This is a genomic window from Sphingobacterium sp. IITKGP-BTPF85, assembly GCF_001006065.1.
In the GTDB taxonomy this organism is placed as follows: domain Bacteria; phylum Bacteroidota; class Bacteroidia; order Sphingobacteriales; family Sphingobacteriaceae; genus Sphingobacterium; species Sphingobacterium anhuiense.
Window position 1 is genome coordinate 13,991 of record NZ_ASZT02000002.1, and the last position, 17,787, is coordinate 31,777.

Sequence of the window (17,787 nt, forward strand, 5' to 3'; positions counted from 1 at the left end):
AAATAAAAAGTCTTTTATTGCTGATATTGTATTTTGGAAGAGCTTTGTGATTTGTTTTTTGAATGAGCATGTTACGTGTTGTAATAAATGATTTGTATTATCTTAATGATTGGTGACGCAGTTTTAAAGCGGGTTCATCAAGATTATCTGCCTTTTACTTGATTAAAGTATGCTTCACTCTTTATTCGCACTTTGTTCGGGAAGCCTTCGGTAAAGCTCTACCTTTTGTCTTCTGTTTGTCTACTGTTTGTCTTCCGTTTGTCTACTGTTTGTCTTCCGTTTGTCTACTGTTTCAGTATAGGCGAGGTATAGGATGGGTATAGGATCGGTATAAGCAAGCCGAATCCTTTTCGAACCTTTTGCGAACGAAGGGCGAAATGAACTCTTACTTTATTCAATTGTGAATGACTGCCGTTTGACTTAAGTTCGAGTTTGCTAGGGGAGAGATAGGAGGCAGGTCCCACAGTTGTTCGTGTTTTATTCGGTAGGTGTTCGCCACCCTGCCGAATACCTGTCGAATAATAGTCGAAGGGTACTCGAACCAGACTCGAAGAGTTGTCCTGCCAGTGCCCTAGCAATGTCGGAGTAAGGCGAAAGAACGTATGCACTTGTATGGACTTTTACGGACTTCCATGGACTTTCACGGACTTTCCTTTGCGCATTGTATTCCGATCTCAATAAGAAGTCGATCGGAGACAGGTCCTTAAAAAATAATAGATTTCAGTATATAACTAATTCTGGAACGGATAAGCTTTGCGCTATATTTTAGATATTCTTTATCTATCTTAGCTTTTGTTATTTTCGCTGTGAGGTAGGAAATACATAATAGTTTAAACCATGAAAATCACTGAAATAGAAATTTATAGATTAAGCATTCCTATGGAGCCTTTTGTCATTGCAACAGGCACTATGGATTTTGCACAGAACACCTTTATTCGGATTCTTACGGATACCGAAATCGTTGGGGTTGGTGAATGTTCTGCCTTTCCTATGATTGTAGGGGAAACCCAGGACACCTGTTTAGTGATAGCGCGTGACTTTGCGAAGTTATGGAAAGGTAAAGATCCTTTAAATATAGAGGAGCGTCTCGCAGAGCTAAATATGTATATAGCCGGCAATACAACAATAAAATCTGCATTTGACATGGCTTTATATGATATTGCATCAAAAAATGCAGGAGTTCCGTTATATCAATTTTTAAAAGGTATTCCACGAGAGATCGTAACCGATATCACTTTAGGTATCGCCAGTCCGGAAGAAATGGCAGCTAAGGTAAAAGAGTTGTACCGTGCAGGGGCTGTGATGTTGAAAGTGAAATTGGGCAAGGATCCTAAAACGGATATCGCAAGGATTCGGGAAATCCGTAAAGCGGTCGGCTTTGATATGCCGATTCGTATTGATGCAAATCAAGGATGGACATACGAAGGTGCTGTAGAAGCTTTGCAGGGACTGGAACCTTTTAAGATTCAGTTTTGTGAACAGCCTATGCGTACTTATTTAGATCATTTGCTTCCTGAACTTCGTACCGAAACAACGGTTCTGATCATGGCAGATGAATCTGTTTATAGCCATCATGATGCGGAGCGCTTGTGTCGTGCAGATGCCTGTGACTATATTAATATTAAATTTTCAAAATCAGGAGGCATTCATGAGGCATTAAAAATTGCCGCAATAGCTGCTGAATTTAATATTCCCTGTATGATAGGGGGGATGCTTGAAAGTCGATTGCTTTAGCCGCGAAAGTTCATTTTGCTTATGCTGCGCCGAATGTGAAGTTTTATGATTTGGATACTTGTATGGTCGGCCATCTAGAGGATCCTGTTGTCGGTGGTATTCAATATAAAGGATATCATATTCATCTTTCGGATCTTCCGGGTATTGGTGCTGATATTAACCAGGAATTTTTGGATTCCTGTGAGCGATGGGTAATTTAAGATTGCAAATATTTAACATTTGTTAAAAAATGCTTGAATAGCATGCTGTTTGGCAGACCTCCAAGCTTAAAATAAATAATATTCAGTACCTTTGCTACACTTATTATTTTATTAAAAGTAACAAAATATTATGAGTACACAAAAAGGTCCTATTTCTCAGTTTATTGAGGAAAATTACCTTCACTTCAATGCTGCGGCATTGGTGGATGCAGCTAAAGGTTATGAGGCTCATCTATTAGAAGGTGGTAAAATGTTAATTTCTTTAGGTGGTGCAATGAGTACTGCTGAATTGGGAATTTCTTTGGCTGAAATGATTCGTCAAGATAAAGTACATATCATCTCATGTACAGGTGCTAACCTGGAGGAGGATGTTATGAATTTAGTAGCACACTCACATTACAAGCGTGTTCCTAACTATCGTGACTTGACTCCAGAGCAAGAAAGAGAATTATTAGATCAACATTATAATCGTGTTACAGATACTTGTATTCCTGAAGAGGAAGCATTCCGTCGTTTACAGAAACATCTGGAAGATGTATGGCATGCAGCTGAAGCAAAAGGTGAGCGTTATTTACCACACGAATTTTTATACCAGGTGGTTAATTCTGGAGTGTTGGAACAATATTACGAAATTGATCCTAAAAACTCTTGGATTGTTGCTGCTGCAGAGAAAAACTTGCCTATTGTTTGTCCAGGATGGGAAGATTCAACGACAGGTAACATCTTTACTTCTAATGTAATCAAAGGTAAATTAAATGTTCATACAGTGAAATCTGGTATCGAATATATGATTTACTTAACAGAGTGGTACCGTGCTAACTCTTCTGGTAAGGGTGTTGGTTTCTTCCAAATCGGTGGTGGTATCTCTGGTGATTTCCCTATTTGTGTTGTTCCGATGATGTACCAAGATTTAGAGTGGGAAGATGTTCCTTTCTGGTCTTACTTCTGTCAGATCTCTGATTCAACAACATCTTACGGTTCTTACTCTGGTGCTGTTCCAAATGAAAAAATCACTTGGGGTAAATTAGATATCGATACACCTAAATTCGTAGTTGAGTCTGATGCAACTATTGTTGCTCCTTTGATTTTCTCTTATATTTTGGGTAAATAATAAGAATATGTCGAATTTACTGACTACAGACCCCATTGCTTTACAGGCATTCATGTCCGAGACTATATTCGCGACGGCCGATGCTGTAGAAGCTTTTTCGGGTCAGTCTGAATCGGTATCTTCACCTTTAAATCCTCAACAGGTTACTGCTCATCAGGAATCTGTTGAGGAATTTATATATCAAGGCTCTAAAGCAAAAGGAATTCTGTTTATCTTAAGATATCCCGCTTATCCTTACTTTTCTCCGGAAGCAGAGGAGGCATTTGTAAAGACAATTGGGGCGCTTAAGCTAACAGTTGCTGATGTTGCGGTTGTTAATTTGGCCAATGCACACAATCCAAATGACTTTAAGCGAATCATGTCATTTTTCACTCCTAAAAAGATTGTTCTTCTAGGCGTTGAACCTTTATCATTAAAGTTGCCTGAGATTGCGCATAACTCCTATATGCACGGTCGTATTGCGACAGTCTTCAATACATACAGTTTTGAAGAGATGTTTGCAGACATGGTTAAGAAAAAAGCTTTTTGGACTGAGTTTAAGTCATTAATTCAACATCAGAGCTAGTCTTTAGCTCGGATAATTAGCTGTTTTTTCTATTATATTTAATACATTTGAATAAAATCTTATTCGGATGATTGAACTTATTTTTGCGACTAATAATGCACATAAATTGGAAGAGGTGCAGGCTATTGTAGGAAAGAAATTCCTACTTAAATCTTTGGCTGATATTGATTGCATGAAGATATTCCTGAAACAGGTGTTACTTTTCATGAGAATGCAAAACAGAAGACAGATTATTTAGTCAATAAATATGGATTAAATTGTTTCGGAGATGATTCTGGGTTGGAAATTGATGCATTAAATGGTGAACCAGGTGTGTATTCGGCCCGTTATTCTGGTAGCGTGATATGGAAAAAAATATTAATTTGGTTCTAGAGAAGTTAGCAGGTATCGCTAATCGTACCGCTCGATTTAAAACAGTGATTTCACTTAACCTAAACGGTCAGCAACATTTTTTTGAAGGTAGTATTGAAGGCCACATTATTGATGAATGTAAAGGTGCGGATGGATTTGGTTATGACCCTATTTTTATACCAAATGGCTATAGTAAAACATTTGCGGAAATGACTGCAGACGAGAAAAATAGTATCAGCCACCGGGCAGTCGCTGTTCATAAATTAGCCGCGTTTTTGAGTAATTAGAAATGAATATAAAACGAATATTTTTTAAGAATAAGAATTTTAAGTTTGGATATTATGTGAAAGCGAGTTTCCGGGAATATTCATTTTTGCCTTTGTTTCGATCCAAAAGAGTAGCAATGATCAACAATCTTTCTTCTTATGACCAGGCTATTGTTGATCGTCTGGCTTATTACAATAAGCTAGATGAAATTCAAACAGTGGGAGAGGGTGCTTGCTACTTAAAGGATATGAAGAGACCTAAAAAAGGTTCGGTTTATTATTTTGATCTGAAAGAATATTTACGATATTTTGACGGTGATCTCCGAATAGATATGATTCCAGGTGATGTTGTTGATATTCCCCAAACACCTGCAATTGTGAAAAGCAGACCTATTGGAGGAAATAACTGCAATTCAGTATTGCTAAATATGGATAAAGTCAGGCATTTTAATTTTATCAAAGATGAGATTGCTTTTCGAGATAAAAAAAATATGTTGCTGGGACGCGCTACAGTTCAACAGGAGCACAGAAGCCGTTTTTTTCAGATCTATTTTGATCATCCTCTGTGCGATTTAGGAGATGTCTCTAAAAAGAATCAACATAAAGGCTGGTATAAACCTGCGATTTCAATTACAGAACATCTACATTATAAATTTATACTGGCCTTAGAAGGAAATGATGTGGCGACCAATTTGAAATGGGTGATGTCATCAAATTCTATTGCCGTAATGCCAATTCCAAAGTTTGAAACATGGTTTATGGAAGGGTTATTGATCCCTGATTATCATTATATACATATCCAAGATGATTATTCGGATTTAGAAGTGAAATTAAATTATTATATCGAAAATCCGGAAAAGGCAGAAGAAATCATTAAAAATGCACATCAGTTTGTTAAGCGGTTTGAAAATCAGATGGTAGAAGATCTGGTTTCTGTCCTGGTATTAGAAAAGTTTTTTATAAAAACTGGTCAAAGAGCAGTATTATAGCAGTGAGTGTTGCTTTTCAATTTAGCCAGCTGTAAATCGATGTTACTTTAATCAAGCGAACCCTAGAATAGTCTATTTTATTTTTTTTCAAAGTAGATTATAATAGAGCTAAAAATTTAGGAGAAAAACTATGTTAATCGATATTCAGCATCTTCATACATCTTCGCTCGGAGATGATTTTCAATCAGCTTTATATCAGATTTTTATGCTCGAAAATCCGGCGAAATTTTCGGTTGATTTTTCAAATTATTCCAGCGCGGCTTATAGTTTGGTTTTTTTATCTCCTTATCAACATTTCCAGTGGCAGGGGCTAACACCGACTTCCATTATTAAATTGGAGTTCCATGGTGATTTTTACTGCATTGAATATCATAAAAAGGAAGTTGCTTGCAATGGTTTATTATTTAACAATATCTACTTAACACCATTTGTGACCATTTCTCCGATTTTATTTACTGAAATAAAAACAATTTTTAATAAAATTGAAGTGGAGAAGGGTGGAGGAAGTCCATTTTCTGAATCTGTATTAAAATCTTATCTACAACTTGTTTTGGCCCTTTGTAGTAAGGAAAAATCTCTTCAGCTTGTTCATACCGATGTTTATCAGAACGAATTGACAGTTAGTCTAAAATTTCAAGAACTATTGGAGTCTGCTTTTCTTTTCGAGAGATCGGTGCAATTTTATGCACATGAACTTGCTCTTGGAGTAGATTCATTCAGCAAAAAGGTTAAAAAAGAATTGGGAAAATCTCCTTCCCAATTGATCCAGGATCGTGTTGTTCTTGAAGCAAAAAAATGTTGCATCTGACATATTTATCTGTCAAAGAAATAGCGGCAAAGCTTCAATTTGAAGATGAGTTTTACTTTAGCCGGTATTTTAAGAAGAATGTTGGTATTTCTCCTTCAGGTTTTCGAGAGCGTGTAGGGATCTCCATTGTGGCTAAATAATCTATTGAATTTACCGATTTGTCCATGTCATAGCTGATTTATTAAATGGAAATTTGTAGCTATATCAAATATAGACAACTATGTACAGATTTATTTCTTTTCTAGCGGGACTACAAAATCAATTTATTAATTTTTTACGTTTTGCAGTCTTTCTTGTGATGGCATGGATAGGTGGTTTAAAGGCATTTCAGTACGAAGCTGATGGTATTGTTCCTTTTGTAGCCAATAGTCCTGTTATGTCTTTTTTTACAGCAAGAAGGCACCAGAGTATCAGCAGTATAAAAATCCTGAAGGTAAAACTGTTCAAAAAAATGTGGATTGGCATAATGAAAATAGGACATATCTATTTTCTTATGGCTTGGGAGCAGTTATTGTCGGAATTGGATTTTTTGTTTTATTGGGTATATGGTTTCCGAAAATAGGATTGCTTAGTGGTGTTTTGACATTTGGGATGTCCCTCGTGACTTTATCATTCTTGATTACCACGCCAGAAACATTTGTGCCAAATTTAGGTGGTGATTTTCCGACACCTCACTATGGATTTCCCTACCTTTCCGCAGCAGGGCGTTTGGTTATAAAAGATATTATTATGTTGGCAGCAGGTCTTGTGATCGCTGCAGATAGTGCTAAGCGCTTGTTGGTTTCCGAAAGACATTAACTTATTTGAAGATCATCAACAATGCGGTATTATTGACAGGCCGCATTGTTGATGATCTTTTAATTAAATCTTACTTTTTGATCGATTCTCTATTTGGAGAAACTGCTTTAATAAGAGTGCTATCTTGTACGGCCTGCAATTTTTCTCCTGGAGCCTTACTTTCCATTTTCTGAATTTCCCGCTTAGGCGCAGTTTGCTTTTTAACTTCTTCCTGAGGCTTTTCCTCCGGTTCGCTTTCTATATTCTTAATTGTTTTCTCTTTAGGTTTTCCCTCTTTGTTTTCAGCCTCGGGAACTTTAATCTCGTCTTTTGCAACAGATCGTTTTCTATTGAGTAAATCTTCTTTTGACTTCGGTCTATCTTCCGGCCTCCAGATAAACCCCGGTAGAAATTCTTTTTCTTGCGTTAACTGGGCAATTGGGTAGACTTTACCATCAACTTTTCTAATGGAAACATACTCTTTCAATTTATTGTTTTCCATATAAATTTTAATGCGGCTGCTGCGATCATGGAATAATTCTGTTGCTACATTGGTTTCTTCATTGACGACATAAATGATGTTTTCGGCATTACCATCAACAAACATCCGCTCTAAACTGTTTTTATCAAAGAATCCTGTTATTTTACGGCCTTTTAACTGATTGTATTTAGCGGAGTCCAAAGTTGCATTTACCATAAAAGCATTACCTACAATTAACGTATTGTCCAGTTTCTGATTAACAAATTGCAGAAAAATCGTATCACCGGATATTTGAGATTTCTCTGCCCAGATCATTGGTTTTCCCATTAGCCTGAACATAGAATCTGCCATACCATAGTAAACAGAATCTGCTACAGCTTGAAAATCGGATTTAAACATGCGCACATTATGGTATGCTTTGACAATACGGGTTTTTGCTGTGTCGGGTGGAGCTGCAGGTTTTTCATGATTGTTTTTCGCAGCTTTAAGAGCTTTATTAAAGATCTGATCACTATAATCTGCTTTTGGGACGACTGCATTTTTTCGCAAAATACTGTCAGCCTTACTATTTTTCTCTAATTCAAAACGATTTAAATCTTTTACAACAGGTTTTGCTGTTGTTTTTTCAGTATTTGGACTTGCTTTTTTAGGCTCCTGTTTGGTTTTTTCTTTTAAGACAGCTTGCTTGTCTTTAATTTTCTTTTGAGGTGCATCGTTATTGATTTCCTTTTTTCCTAAGGTATCACCTTTCAGCTGCAAAGAATCTAAACCTGCTGTAAAATCGGTATCCGTACTATCATTATCGTCTCCATAATCTTCATCTACCTCTACATCGAGCTCACCACCGTCACGGCTTAGTTTGAAATTTTTGGGTATGTAGGTGCTTCGGAGAATCATTTTTGAGAACAGGGTATCTGCAGTCATAAATATAGAATCCATCTGTACAGAGTCCTTAGATACTACTACAGGATCTAATTTGACTAGTTTATTCTCTCCCTTGTTATCATCTTTTGAGACAACTTCTTCTTTAACCTTTTTATCTTCTTTTTCTTTCTTCTTTACCTCTTTTTTGTTGGACGGATTGGTTTTTGTATTTCCAGTATTTGTTGAATCACTTTGCGTACTATCTTTTTTGACAACAGAGATGATCAAAGGCTTGTCGGTCATTGTGATGGATTCATCAGACTGTCGATATAATCCTTTGTCCCCATAGGCATAAAACTTATCAGTCGTGTCGACAAATACAACATTCCGGATCGCTTCTCCTTCTCCGGTTCGTCGGTCATAATGCAACGTATCTCCTTTTAGCATTTTACTGCCTTCGGTATATAGATTTTTCTTTGTGAAGTTTGCTACGCCGGTATTGGTATTATAATCTCCTTTTTCTGTATATAGATTTTCCCCTTTATTCCCTTTGATATTGGTAGGGGTATAGAAGTAAGTCATACTGCTAGGCGAATTATACTTCATTGAATCCGTGTATATTTTGACATTTGGTGTACGTACCACGACTTTTTTATTGAAAAAGGCATCTTGTGTATTTTCGAAATAAGTCGCATTGGTACTCGTAATGGTATCTGTACCACTAGTGATACGGCCGCCACCATAATAGTTTCCAACACTGCTTCTCATGTTATACTGCAAATGATTGGTCGTAAGTATGGAAGACCGACTGACCATACGGACGTTTTGCGTTAGCGTTGCATTTTGTGAAGCCGCATCGTAGTGAAGTTTATCCGCGAATATTTGAGTCCCGGTAGGCTGTGTAATGATCACATTGCTGTAGCTTCAAAAAACTGGCGCCCTATGTCGTCTTTATGTAAATAACCGCTATCTGCAGAGAGGGTAGATCCTTTATGTTCATAAACCGGTCTGTAAAACATTGCATTGCCTGTTTTTGAATTGAGAACACTGTAAGAAGACGACAATAAACGGAGTTCATCTTGCTGTTGTGCAGATGCTAGCATGAGGCCCAGGGCCATAAATATAAAGGACAAAAAGTATTGTTTCACAGAGACAAAAATATGTATTTTAATTGAACTTGTTGATTAATGGTAATTTTTCATTTAAACAAATATATGCTCAAAAAATATACATTATCTTTGATATATGAATTTGCTGGAAAGATTAACATTTTTTATCAAAGATAACAGCCTTTTTGAGGCTGATGATAAGATCTTGTTGACAGTGAGCGGTGGACGCGATTCGATGCTTTTGACTTTTTTATTGGCAAAGGCCGGTTATCAGATAGCTATTGCTCATTGTAATTTTAAATTACGTGGTGCAGAATCTGATCTGGATGAGTGCTTGGTTCGGGATTTCGCTGAAGCGCATGGTATCCCTTTTTATGTAAGGCATTTCGACACAGAGCAGATAGCTTCCGAAAGAGGAATTTCTATACAGATGGCTGCGCGCGAACTGCGGTATTCCTGGTTTGAAGAATTAAGAGAAGCGTTAAGTTTTGACAAAATAGCTGTTGCACAGCATTTGAATGATCATATTGAAACGGTGTTGTTAAATCTATCCCGTGGAACAGGCCTTCAAGGCCTACAGGGCATTCAGGCAAAACGCGACCGCCTGATTCGTCCATTACTGTTTCTTAAAGCAGAGGAAGTATTGCATTATGTCCAGGAATATCAGATTCCATACCGTGATGATCAATCCAACTTTTCGACGAAATATGCGCGTAATAAAGTACGTATAGACATCATTCCGCAATTTAAAAAAATGCAACCTGATTTTGAACGTATTTTTGAACAGAACATTGCTCACTTCAAGGAAAGCTATGCTTTGTTGCAACAATTCATAACACCCCTTCGTAATGACCTTTTTATAAAGGAACAAGAAGCTTGGATTATTGAAAAGGAAAAGCTTCGGAAGCATATAACGGATCTTCCCCTGTTGTATGAATTATTTTCTCCATTTTGTTTTAGTAAAAGTGTGCTGACCGATCTCCAATCATGTTTTGATAAGGAATCCGGTCGATTGTTTCAATCTGAGGGATACGATCTGTTACTTGATCGCGATTTTTTGATTATTCGTGAAAAAGAGTATAAGCAGGAAGATGAAACCATTATTACTTCAGAAACTAAATCTGTATCTTGGAGAAATTATAGCTTTTGTTGTGATTATAGTCATGATGTTTCTATCGTTCGGGATAAGCAGATTGCAAAAATAGATGCTAATCTTCTGATTTTTCCTTTGACGCTAAGAGCTTGGAAAACGGGTGATTATTTCTATCCTTTGGGAATGACAGGGCGTAAAAAATTGAGTGATCTTTTTAATAATTATAAGGTGAATGTTTTTGAAAAGGGAAATGTTCCCATTTTAATAAACGGTAACGGCGATATCATCTGGGTAGCAAATTATCAACTTGATAATCGATATAAAATAAGTGGAAATACAAATAAAGTGTTTATTTTAAGCTGTAAATAACATGATAAAAGAAGGACTTCTATATACTGAAAATCAATATTTGGGACGGGACCGTGTTTGGATAAGTGTACGTCTGGTTCTGGCCTTGTTTTGTTTTACAGCTGTTTATCTCAACATAGATCAATTACTTTCCAGTCAATTGTTTTTTTAGTCGGAATAGCGATCATTATTACCTCTGTAGTCATGATGTATCTATTGCTGTATCGTATCGAAGTTTTTGAAGGAAAGGTGATGTTGAGTGGCTTATGGACTACGCGCTTAGTTAAAATTGAATTGAGTTCAATTGTTAAGGTGGAAAAAAACCATTTAGTAAGTTTTTCTTCAATAATCCTATTTATAATCTACATATTAATGGTAAGATTAAGTTTTATGCAGGTGGGAAAGATGCGGTATGGTTAACAGATAAAGATGGTCTGGTATACGTAATTGGTACGCAACGTCAAGAGGAATTATTTCGTGCAATTGAGACAGCAAAGTCCAAAACGAACCCTTAAAAATTGTTAAATCGAATATACTGACATTTTTAAGACAACTGTTTTGAACGAGATTCTTTATTTTTGATTAAAATGACAACGAATATAAAGTTATGGCAGGATTATTAAAATTTTTATTGATTGCATTCGCTGTATGGTATTTAGTTAAATTCTTAATTCGATTAATATTACCATTTGCAATGCGTAAGGCTGCAGAAAAGCTTATGAAAAAAGCGCAGCAACAAGGTGGCTCTACCTATACCAATGGTGGTGGCTCGTTCCATTATGAAACATTTGGTCAAAATAATAACAGTTCGCAATCAGCTCCAAAAACAGATGGTCGTATATCGGTAGATTATGTTCCACCTAAACAAGAGTCAAAAAGAAAAGTGGCTGACAATGCTGGTGAATTTGTGGATTTTGAAGAAATAAAATAGATGAGTTGCTACGCTAAATAGCGTATCTTTGTGCTATGTGGTTGCGTCAGCTTTCAGTTTTAAATTTTAAAAATTATTCAGAGTCTTCTTTAGAATTCCTACCGGAGGTAAATGCTTTTGCGGGGGATAATGGTGTTGGTAAAACCAATCTTTTGGATGCTATACATTATCTTTCCCTATGTAAAAGTTATTTTAATCCCATCGACTCCCAACATATTAAACAGGGCCAAGACTGGTTTATGTTGCAGGGTTCATTCGAAAAAAACGAATTTCAAGATGTTATTTCCTGTAGCATCAAACGTAATCAAAAGAAACAATTTAAGAAAAATAAAAAGGATTATCCTAGATTGGCTGATCATATCGGTCAGTTTCCTTTGGTAATGATTTCTCCTAATGATACCCTGATTATTACTGATGGCAGTGAAGAGCGCCGTAAGTTTATCGATAATGTCATCTCGCAGACAGATAATAAATATCTGGATACGCTTATTATTTACAATAAAATCATTGCCCAGCGTAATATGCTACTAAAGCTGGCCAAACAAAGTGGGGTATTGGATCTTGGTCTTGTTGAAGTGCTAAACATGCAACTCGATGAAGTTGGTACTGTCATTTATAATAAACGTATTGCTTTTATGGCTGAATTTCAGCCGGAATTTGATCGGCATTACTTATACCTGACTGAAAATGCAGAGACTGTCCAGCTTGTCTATGAATCTCCTTTGATGGAAGATTCATTTTTGAACATTTTGGAAAAGAACCTGGAACGCGACAGGGCACTGGAGAGAACCACAGTGGGTATACATAAAGATGATCTAATTTTCACCATCCACGGCGGTATGCCCTTGAAAAAATTTGGTTCTCAGGGTCAGCAAAAATCATTTTTAATTGCACTAAAATTAGCACAGTATTCCTTTTTTCAACAAAAGAAAGGCTTTAAACCACTATTGCTTTTGGATGATATTTTTGACAAATTGGATGATAAACGTACGCACAAACTGATGCAGATGGTATCTGATGATGAATTTGGTCAAATTTTTCTAACAGATACAGATGCAAAAAGAATTAAGCGAATTTTTGATGCGATTGCCAGTCCAGTGCGTATCTTTGACATAGCAGGAGGTGAAGTTTATGTATAATAAGAAGTATAAGGGCGGATTGGAATATATTCGTTCAAGTGATGATATCACAATAAAAGAGGCGATCGACCGTCTTTTGGATGCTTACAAATTGAAACGTAAATTTGAAGAAACTTCTATTTTGGCAGTATGGCCAACGTTGATCGGTAAAGCTATTGCCAATCGGACAAAACAGATCTATATTAAAGACAAAAAGCTCTTTGTAAAGGTCGAGTCTGCTGTAATTAAAAATGAACTTGTTTTAATGCGCAGGCAGATATTGGGACGAGTCAATGAGCATGTTGGTCACGTCATAGTTGAAGAACTTGTCGTTTTATAATTTAATTCTCAAATCTTCAGTATTAGGAGATGAATACATTTTTTCAAGATCAAATTGCGAAGCTTTTTGATGTTTCCCCCAATAATCTGACCGCCATATTATCTTCTTTTGTCGAAGAGGATCTTTTAAAAGGAACATATTTTTTAGAGCACGGTAAACGCTGTGATCGATTAAGTTTTATTCAGTCGGGGATTGTCCGCGTGTTTAAAGAAAATGCTTCAGGCGAGGTTACGCAATGGATAGGGCAGGAGGGGTACTTCGTTACTGACTTATCTTCGTTTCTTTTTGATGAGCCTGCCAGATGGAGTATTCAGGTCTTAGAGGATACGAAGTTACTTTCCATTTCTAAACAGGATTATCTTTTATTTGAACAGCAGATCCCTGATTGGAACCGGTTGGAAAAAAGATTTATAGCCAAATGTTTTTTACAATTGGAAGAGCGCATATATAACTTTATAGCGCATACGGCAGAAGAACGCTATCATTTATATTTTGAACAGCATAAAGCGCTGTTTAACCGAGTGCCGCTTCAATACATTGCGTCTGTACTGGGTATGTCTCCAGAAACATTGAGCCGAATAAGAGCAAAAATTAATTCTTGATAAAAGTCAAGTGTATGGTTATTTGAATATACTAGTTTTGGTATATGAAAGCACATATCGAACAGACAATTACTATTAATACATCAATCGAATCAGTTTGGAATGTATTAGCTGATTTTAATAGTTACTCTATCTGGAGCCCTACAATTAAGCATTTTTTTTCTATTCCAAGCGTTGGAGAAAGATCGAAGGTTAGATTGGAACAGCCTGATGGACCAAGTATGACCATGAATCCGATGTTTTTAGTTATCAATCCTCAGAAGGAGCTTCGTTGGAAAGGCAGTCTTTTTATTCCAGGTTTGTTCGATGGCGAACATTATTTTATACTCGAAAAAAAATCCGATCATGAAACAGTTGTGACTCAAGGTGAATACTTTTCAGGAGTGTTGGTTTATTTTTTTCGAAAAATGATTTATGGTGTAACCTCCAATGGTTTTAAGTCTTTTAATGAAGCTTTAAAGAAACAGGTGGAGAATAGGAATATCTTATAGATATTCCTCTAAGTTTCCTTTGCCAGCTCTGATAACTTCAAATTCGCCCTCTGTAAGGTCAACTACTGTAGAAGCAACATTATCACCATAACCACCATCAATTACTAAATCGACTAGATTTTCATATTTTTCATGGATCAATTCTGGATCTGTTGAATACTCTAGAATGTCATCTTCATCTCGAATGGAGGCTGTAACAATGGGATTACCAAGCACACGTACGATTTCGCGTACGATATTATTATCAGGAACACGGATACCCACTGTTTTCTTTTTGGAACTTAATAATTTTGGAACTTGACTGCTGGCATTAAAGATAAATGTAAATGGACCTGGAAGGGCTTTTTTTAATACTCTAAAAACGGTTGTATCAAATGGTTTGGTATACAAAGATATATCTGTCAAGTCATAGCAAATAAAGGATAGATTGGCTTTATCTGCCTTTAATCCTCTAATTTCACAAACTTTTTCTATTGCTTTCTGATTTGTAATGTCGCATCCTATACCATAAACCGTATCGGTGGGGTAGATGATGACTCCACCTTTTTTTAGAACGTCAACAACTTGCTGTATTGACTTTTCATTGGGGTTATTATCGTAAATTCGGACTAACATAACGTTGAGATATAGTGCTAAATTACAAATTATTTATAGATAAAAGAAAAACGGTCAAAACTGGATATGTTTTGACCGCTTGCTATCGTATTGCTATCGATTAAAATTCTGCGTTGTTCGGTGTACGAGGGAACGGAATAACATCTCTAATATTGGTCATTCCTGTTACAAATAATACCAAACGCTCGAATCCTAGTCCAAAACCGGAATGCGGAGCTGAGCCATAACGACGTGTATCTAAGAACCATTCCATTTCTTCCGCAGGGATGTTGACTTCAGCCATACGTGATAATAACTTATCTAAATTTTCTTCACGTTGTGATCCGCCCACCATTTCACCGATTCCCGGGAAAAGAATATCCATCGCGCGTACTGTTTTGTGTCCATTAGCATCTACATCATTTTGCTTCATATAAAATGATTTGATCTCCGCTGGATAATCAATCAGGATCACCGGTTTTTTATAATGTTTCTCTACTAAATAACGTTCGTGCTCGGACTGTAAATCAGCTCCCCATTCATCAATTAAGTATTTAAATTGTTTCTTTTGATTTGGTTTACTGCGCTTCAATATGTCGATCGCTTCTGTATAGGTTACGCGTTCGAAATCATTATTCAGTACAAACGTTAATTTATCTATTAGATTTAATTCTGCTCTTTCTGCCGCAGGTTTATTTTTCTCCTCTTCTAATAAACGTGTTTTTAAAAATTCAATTTCTTCAGGACAGGTATCCAGCGCATACTTGATGACATACTTCAACAAATCTTCCGCTAAATCCATGTTATCTTCCAACTCATAAAATGCCATTTCTGGTTCAATCATCCAGAATTCTGCTAAGTGACGAGTTGTATTAGAATTTTCAGCTCGGAAAGTTGGACCAAAGGTATAGATATTCCCAAGGGCCATAGCTGCTAATTCACCTTCTAATTGTCCTGATACGGTTAGATTAGTAGATTTACCAAAAAAGTCTTCTTTAAAATCAATATCACCATTTTCTGTACGTGGAATATTGTTAAGATCTAATGAAGTTACACGGAACATTTCACCAGCACCCTCTGCATCAGAACCAGTAATAATTGGCGTATGCATGTACACAAAATCTTTGTCATTGAAGAATTTGTGAACAGCAAATGCTAAGGCATTACGTACTTTAAAGACAGCATTGAATGTCGTTGTACGGAAACGTAAGTGAGCGATTTCACGTAAAAATTCTAAGCTGTGTTTTTTAGGTTGCAAAGGATATTTTTCAGCATCTGAATCACCTAAGATCGTCAACTCATTTACTTTGATCTCAACTTTTTGACCTTTACCTTGTGATTCAATTAAATTTCCTTTTATGCGTAATGCAGCACCTGTTGTGATCCTTTTTAATAAAGCATCGGGTGTGTTTTCAAAATCAACTACTGCTTGGATGTTGTGAATGGAAGATCCATCATTGATTGCTATAAATTGATTGTTTCGGAAAGTTTTAACCCATCCTTTAACAATAACTTCATGCCCAAATTCAGTGGCATTTAATAATTCTTTTATACGTGTATGTTCCATTTTTATTGTGGCATTTCAAATCAGGTCTAAATAATAGATCAGGATCTTATTTTTTTGTATGAAACTCAAAAATAGGGTATAATTTATAAAAATCCTTTATTTATTTAGAAATATTCGGTATTTGTTTTAATTAAAAAAGCCTCTGAGATTTTCAGAGGCTTTTGATATTGTTTTAAAGGGAAGATTATCCTTTTAATACTTTAGTTACTAATTCAGCAGCTTCTTGTAATTGAATTGCAGAATAAACTTGTAAGCCTGAATCATCAATTAATTTTTTCGCTTCAGCAGCATTTGTACCTTGAAGACGTACGATAATTGGCACAGGAATATTTCCGATTTCATTATAAGCATCGATTACACCTTGCGCAACACGGTCACAACGAACGATACCACCGAAGATGTTAATTAAGATTGCTTTTACATTTGGATCTGATAAAATGATATTGAAACCAGCTTTTACCGTTTCAGCATTTGCAGTACCACCTACATCTAGGAAGTTAGCAGGCTCACCACCAGCAATTTTGATGATATCCATAGTTGCCATTGCAAGACCAGCACCATTTACCATACAACCTACGTTACCGTCAAGTTTTACATAGTTTAAGTTAGATTTACCAGCTTCAACTTCTGTAGGATCTTCTTCCGTTACATCACGTAATGCTGCATAATCCGGGTGACGGTATAATGCGTTCTCATCTAAGTCTACTTCGCATCTACAGCTAAGATTTTATCATCAGATGTTTTTAATACAGGATTGATTTCGAACATAGAAGAATCTGTTGAATCGTATGCTTTATATAAAGCAGCAACGAATTTCACCATTTCTTTATGTGCACCACCAGTTAAGCCTAAGTTGAAAGCAATTTTACGTGCTTGGAAACCTTGTAAACCAACTTAGGGTCGATTTCTTCTTTGAAGATTAAGTTTGGAGTTTTCTCTGCTACTTCTTCAATATCCATTCCACCTTCTGTAGAATACATAATGATATTACGACCTTTAGCACGGTCTAATAACACAGATACATAAAATTCTTTAGTTTCACTTTCACCAGGATAGTAAACATCTTGAGCAACTAATACTTTATTTACTTTTTTACCTTCAGCGCCAGTTTGAGGAGTTACTAATTGCATACCGATGATATCTGTAGCACGTTGTGATACTTCTTCTAGGTTTTTAGCTAATTTAACGCCACCACCTTTACCGCGACCACCAGCATGAATTTGAGCCTTGATTACAACCCAGTCAGAATTGTATTCTTCTTTCAATTTTTTAGCAGCTTCTACAGCTTGCTCTGGAGTTTCAGCAACAATACCTTCTTGTACTCTTACGCCAAAACTTTTAAGTATTTCTTTTCCTTGATATTCGTGAATGTTCATTGCAAAAATGTTTGTGTTGTAAAAGTATTATTTTTTAAGTGAATGGTCAAGTTCTGAAGCATAAATTTAGCT

20 protein-coding genes and 2 pseudogenes are annotated in these 17,787 nt (G+C 36.2%); 17 read left to right on the top strand and 5 right to left on the bottom strand.

All coding sequences use genetic code 11. The features are described 5' to 3' along the window. Positions 1-837 precede the first annotated feature (837 nt). The 11 genes and pseudogenes from L950_RS00355 (at position 838) to L950_RS00385 (ending at position 6,822) form a co-directional block, all read left to right on the top strand. Positions 838-1,734 carry a mandelate racemase/muconate lactonizing enzyme family protein gene (locus tag L950_RS00355; protein ID WP_316930478.1) on the top strand — a complete coding sequence of 299 codons (897 nt, stop codon included), beginning with the start codon at positions 838-840 and terminating at the stop codon, positions 1,732-1,734. Between the two features lie 35 nt (positions 1,735-1,769). Beyond that, positions 1,770-1,934 carry a hypothetical protein gene (locus L950_RS36105; RefSeq protein ID WP_316930479.1) on the top strand — a complete coding sequence of 55 codons (165 nt, stop codon included), beginning with the start codon at positions 1,770-1,772 and terminating at the stop codon, positions 1,932-1,934. 130 nt (positions 1,935-2,064) lie between these two features. Beyond that, positions 2,065-3,045, top strand: a complete 981-nt coding sequence (locus L950_RS00360) for a deoxyhypusine synthase family protein (RefSeq protein WP_021188785.1) — start codon at positions 2,065-2,067, stop codon at positions 3,043-3,045. A gap of 7 nt (positions 3,046-3,052) precedes the next feature. Beyond that, on the top strand, positions 3,053-3,610 hold the full coding sequence (locus L950_RS00365) for a hypothetical protein (protein ID WP_021188786.1): 558 nt from the start codon (positions 3,053-3,055) through the stop codon (positions 3,608-3,610). Positions 3,611-3,677: 67 nt separating this feature from the next. Continuing rightward, a complete protein-coding gene (locus L950_RS36945; protein ID WP_410528073.1) occupies positions 3,678-3,848 on the top strand; it encodes a hypothetical protein in 171 nt (56 codons plus the stop codon). Beyond that, complete coding sequence (locus L950_RS36950) at positions 3,779-3,982, top strand: non-canonical purine NTP pyrophosphatase (protein WP_410528066.1); 204 nt, start codon at positions 3,779-3,781, stop codon at positions 3,980-3,982. The genes L950_RS36945 and L950_RS36950 overlap by 70 nt, the downstream gene beginning before the upstream one ends. After that, positions 3,973-4,248, top strand: a complete 276-nt coding sequence (locus tag L950_RS36955; protein WP_410528067.1) for a non-canonical purine NTP pyrophosphatase — start codon at positions 3,973-3,975, stop codon at positions 4,246-4,248. Before L950_RS36950 ends, L950_RS36955 begins: the two co-directional genes overlap by 10 nt. Before the next feature lie 2 nt (positions 4,249-4,250). Continuing rightward, complete coding sequence (locus L950_RS00375) at positions 4,251-5,216, top strand: glycosyl transferase family 90 (protein ID WP_021188788.1); 966 nt, start codon at positions 4,251-4,253, stop codon at positions 5,214-5,216. A gap of 130 nt (positions 5,217-5,346) precedes the next feature. Beyond that, positions 5,347-6,024: an AraC family transcriptional regulator gene (locus L950_RS00380; protein ID WP_197086154.1), complete on the top strand. Its 678-nt coding sequence runs from the start codon at positions 5,347-5,349 to the stop codon at positions 6,022-6,024. After that, positions 6,012-6,164 carry a helix-turn-helix domain-containing protein gene (locus L950_RS29155; protein WP_197086155.1) on the top strand — a complete coding sequence of 51 codons (153 nt, stop codon included), beginning with the start codon at positions 6,012-6,014 and terminating at the stop codon, positions 6,162-6,164. The genes L950_RS00380 and L950_RS29155 overlap by 13 nt, the downstream gene beginning before the upstream one ends. A gap of 158 nt (positions 6,165-6,322) precedes the next feature. Next, positions 6,323-6,822 (top strand): annotated as a pseudogene (locus tag L950_RS00385) (DUF417 family protein). Between the two features lie 70 nt (positions 6,823-6,892). Here L950_RS00385 and L950_RS00390 read toward each other — a convergent pair. Both L950_RS00390 and L950_RS31350 read right to left on the bottom strand, forming a co-directional pair. Further along, positions 6,893-9,058: an OstA-like protein gene (locus L950_RS00390; protein WP_021188789.1), complete on the bottom strand. Its 2,166-nt coding sequence runs from the start codon at positions 9,056-9,058 to the stop codon at positions 6,893-6,895. Beyond that, complete coding sequence (locus tag L950_RS31350) at positions 9,055-9,279, bottom strand: hypothetical protein (RefSeq protein ID WP_231576733.1); 225 nt, start codon at positions 9,277-9,279, stop codon at positions 9,055-9,057. Before L950_RS31350 ends, L950_RS00390 begins: the two co-directional genes overlap by 4 nt. A 112-nt stretch (positions 9,280-9,391) precedes the next feature. Here L950_RS31350 and tilS point away from each other — a divergent pair, with 112 nt between their 5' ends. From tilS to L950_RS00420, 6 genes are all read left to right on the top strand, one after another. Then, the gene (gene tilS / locus L950_RS00395; RefSeq protein WP_021188791.1) at positions 9,392-10,717 is read left to right on the top strand and encodes a tRNA lysidine(34) synthetase TilS; all 1,326 of its coding nucleotides are present in this window, start codon (positions 9,392-9,394) and stop codon (positions 10,715-10,717) included. A gap of 586 nt (positions 10,718-11,303) precedes the next feature. Next, complete coding sequence (locus tag L950_RS00400) at positions 11,304-11,627, top strand: DUF4834 family protein (protein WP_021188792.1); 324 nt, start codon at positions 11,304-11,306, stop codon at positions 11,625-11,627. Positions 11,628-11,662: 35 nt separating this feature from the next. Further along, on the top strand, positions 11,663-12,766 hold the full coding sequence (recF, locus tag L950_RS00405; protein ID WP_021188793.1) for a DNA replication/repair protein RecF: 1,104 nt from the start codon (positions 11,663-11,665) through the stop codon (positions 12,764-12,766). Further along, positions 12,759-13,085, top strand: coding sequence for a DUF721 domain-containing protein (locus L950_RS00410; RefSeq protein WP_021188794.1), 327 nt, complete (start codon positions 12,759-12,761; stop codon positions 13,083-13,085). The genes recF and L950_RS00410 overlap by 8 nt, the downstream gene beginning before the upstream one ends. A 29-nt stretch (positions 13,086-13,114) precedes the next feature. Continuing rightward, on the top strand, positions 13,115-13,687 hold the full coding sequence (locus L950_RS00415) for a Crp/Fnr family transcriptional regulator (RefSeq protein ID WP_021188795.1): 573 nt from the start codon (positions 13,115-13,117) through the stop codon (positions 13,685-13,687). Positions 13,688-13,731: 44 nt separating this feature from the next. Next, on the top strand, positions 13,732-14,178 hold the full coding sequence (locus L950_RS00420) for an SRPBCC domain-containing protein (protein ID WP_021188796.1): 447 nt from the start codon (positions 13,732-13,734) through the stop codon (positions 14,176-14,178). Here the strand turns inward: L950_RS00420 and L950_RS00425 are convergent. From L950_RS00425 to sucC, 3 genes and pseudogenes are all read right to left on the bottom strand, one after another. Beyond that, the gene (locus L950_RS00425; protein WP_021188797.1) at positions 14,173-14,793 is read right to left on the bottom strand and encodes an L-threonylcarbamoyladenylate synthase; all 621 of its coding nucleotides are present in this window, start codon (positions 14,791-14,793) and stop codon (positions 14,173-14,175) included. The genes L950_RS00420 and L950_RS00425 overlap by 6 nt on opposite strands. A gap of 100 nt (positions 14,794-14,893) precedes the next feature. Then, positions 14,894-16,339 (bottom strand): asparagine--tRNA ligase, encoded by a 1,446-nt coding sequence (asnS, locus tag L950_RS00430; protein WP_021188798.1) that lies wholly within the window; start codon positions 16,337-16,339, stop codon positions 14,894-14,896. Positions 16,340-16,523: 184 nt separating this feature from the next. After that, positions 16,524-17,715 (bottom strand): annotated as a pseudogene (gene sucC / locus L950_RS00435) (ADP-forming succinate--CoA ligase subunit beta). Positions 17,716-17,787 lie beyond the last annotated feature (72 nt).

Bases quoted from the DNA above. Each gene is read 5' to 3' on its own strand.
- L950_RS00355 (WP_316930478.1), top strand. From the start codon at position 838: ATGAAAATCACTGAAATAGAAATTTATAGATTAAGCATTCCTATGGAG.
- L950_RS00360 (WP_021188785.1), top strand. From the start codon at position 2,065: ATGAGTACACAAAAAGGTCCTATTTCTCAGTTTATTGAGGAAAATTAC.
- L950_RS00365 (WP_021188786.1), top strand. From the start codon at position 3,053: ATGTCGAATTTACTGACTACAGACCCCATTGCTTTACAGGCATTCATG.
- L950_RS36945 (WP_410528073.1), top strand. From the start codon at position 3,678: ATGATTGAACTTATTTTTGCGACTAATAATGCACATAAATTGGAAGAG.
- L950_RS00375 (WP_021188788.1), top strand. From the start codon at position 4,251: ATGAATATAAAACGAATATTTTTTAAGAATAAGAATTTTAAGTTTGGA.
- L950_RS00380 (WP_197086154.1), top strand. From the start codon at position 5,347: ATGTTAATCGATATTCAGCATCTTCATACATCTTCGCTCGGAGATGAT.
- L950_RS29155 (WP_197086155.1), top strand. From the start codon at position 6,012: ATGTTGCATCTGACATATTTATCTGTCAAAGAAATAGCGGCAAAGCTT.
- tilS (WP_021188791.1), top strand. From the start codon at position 9,392: ATGAATTTGCTGGAAAGATTAACATTTTTTATCAAAGATAACAGCCTT.
- L950_RS00400 (WP_021188792.1), top strand. From the start codon at position 11,304: ATGGCAGGATTATTAAAATTTTTATTGATTGCATTCGCTGTATGGTAT.
- recF (WP_021188793.1), top strand. From the start codon at position 11,663: ATGTGGTTGCGTCAGCTTTCAGTTTTAAATTTTAAAAATTATTCAGAG.
- L950_RS00410 (WP_021188794.1), top strand. From the start codon at position 12,759: ATGTATAATAAGAAGTATAAGGGCGGATTGGAATATATTCGTTCAAGT.
- L950_RS00415 (WP_021188795.1), top strand. From the start codon at position 13,115: ATGAATACATTTTTTCAAGATCAAATTGCGAAGCTTTTTGATGTTTCC.
- L950_RS00420 (WP_021188796.1), top strand. From the start codon at position 13,732: ATGAAAGCACATATCGAACAGACAATTACTATTAATACATCAATCGAA.
- L950_RS00425 (WP_021188797.1), bottom strand. From the start codon at position 14,793: ATGTTAGTCCGAATTTACGATAATAACCCCAATGAAAAGTCAATACAG.
- asnS (WP_021188798.1), bottom strand. From the start codon at position 16,339: ATGGAACATACACGTATAAAAGAATTATTAAATGCCACTGAATTTGGG.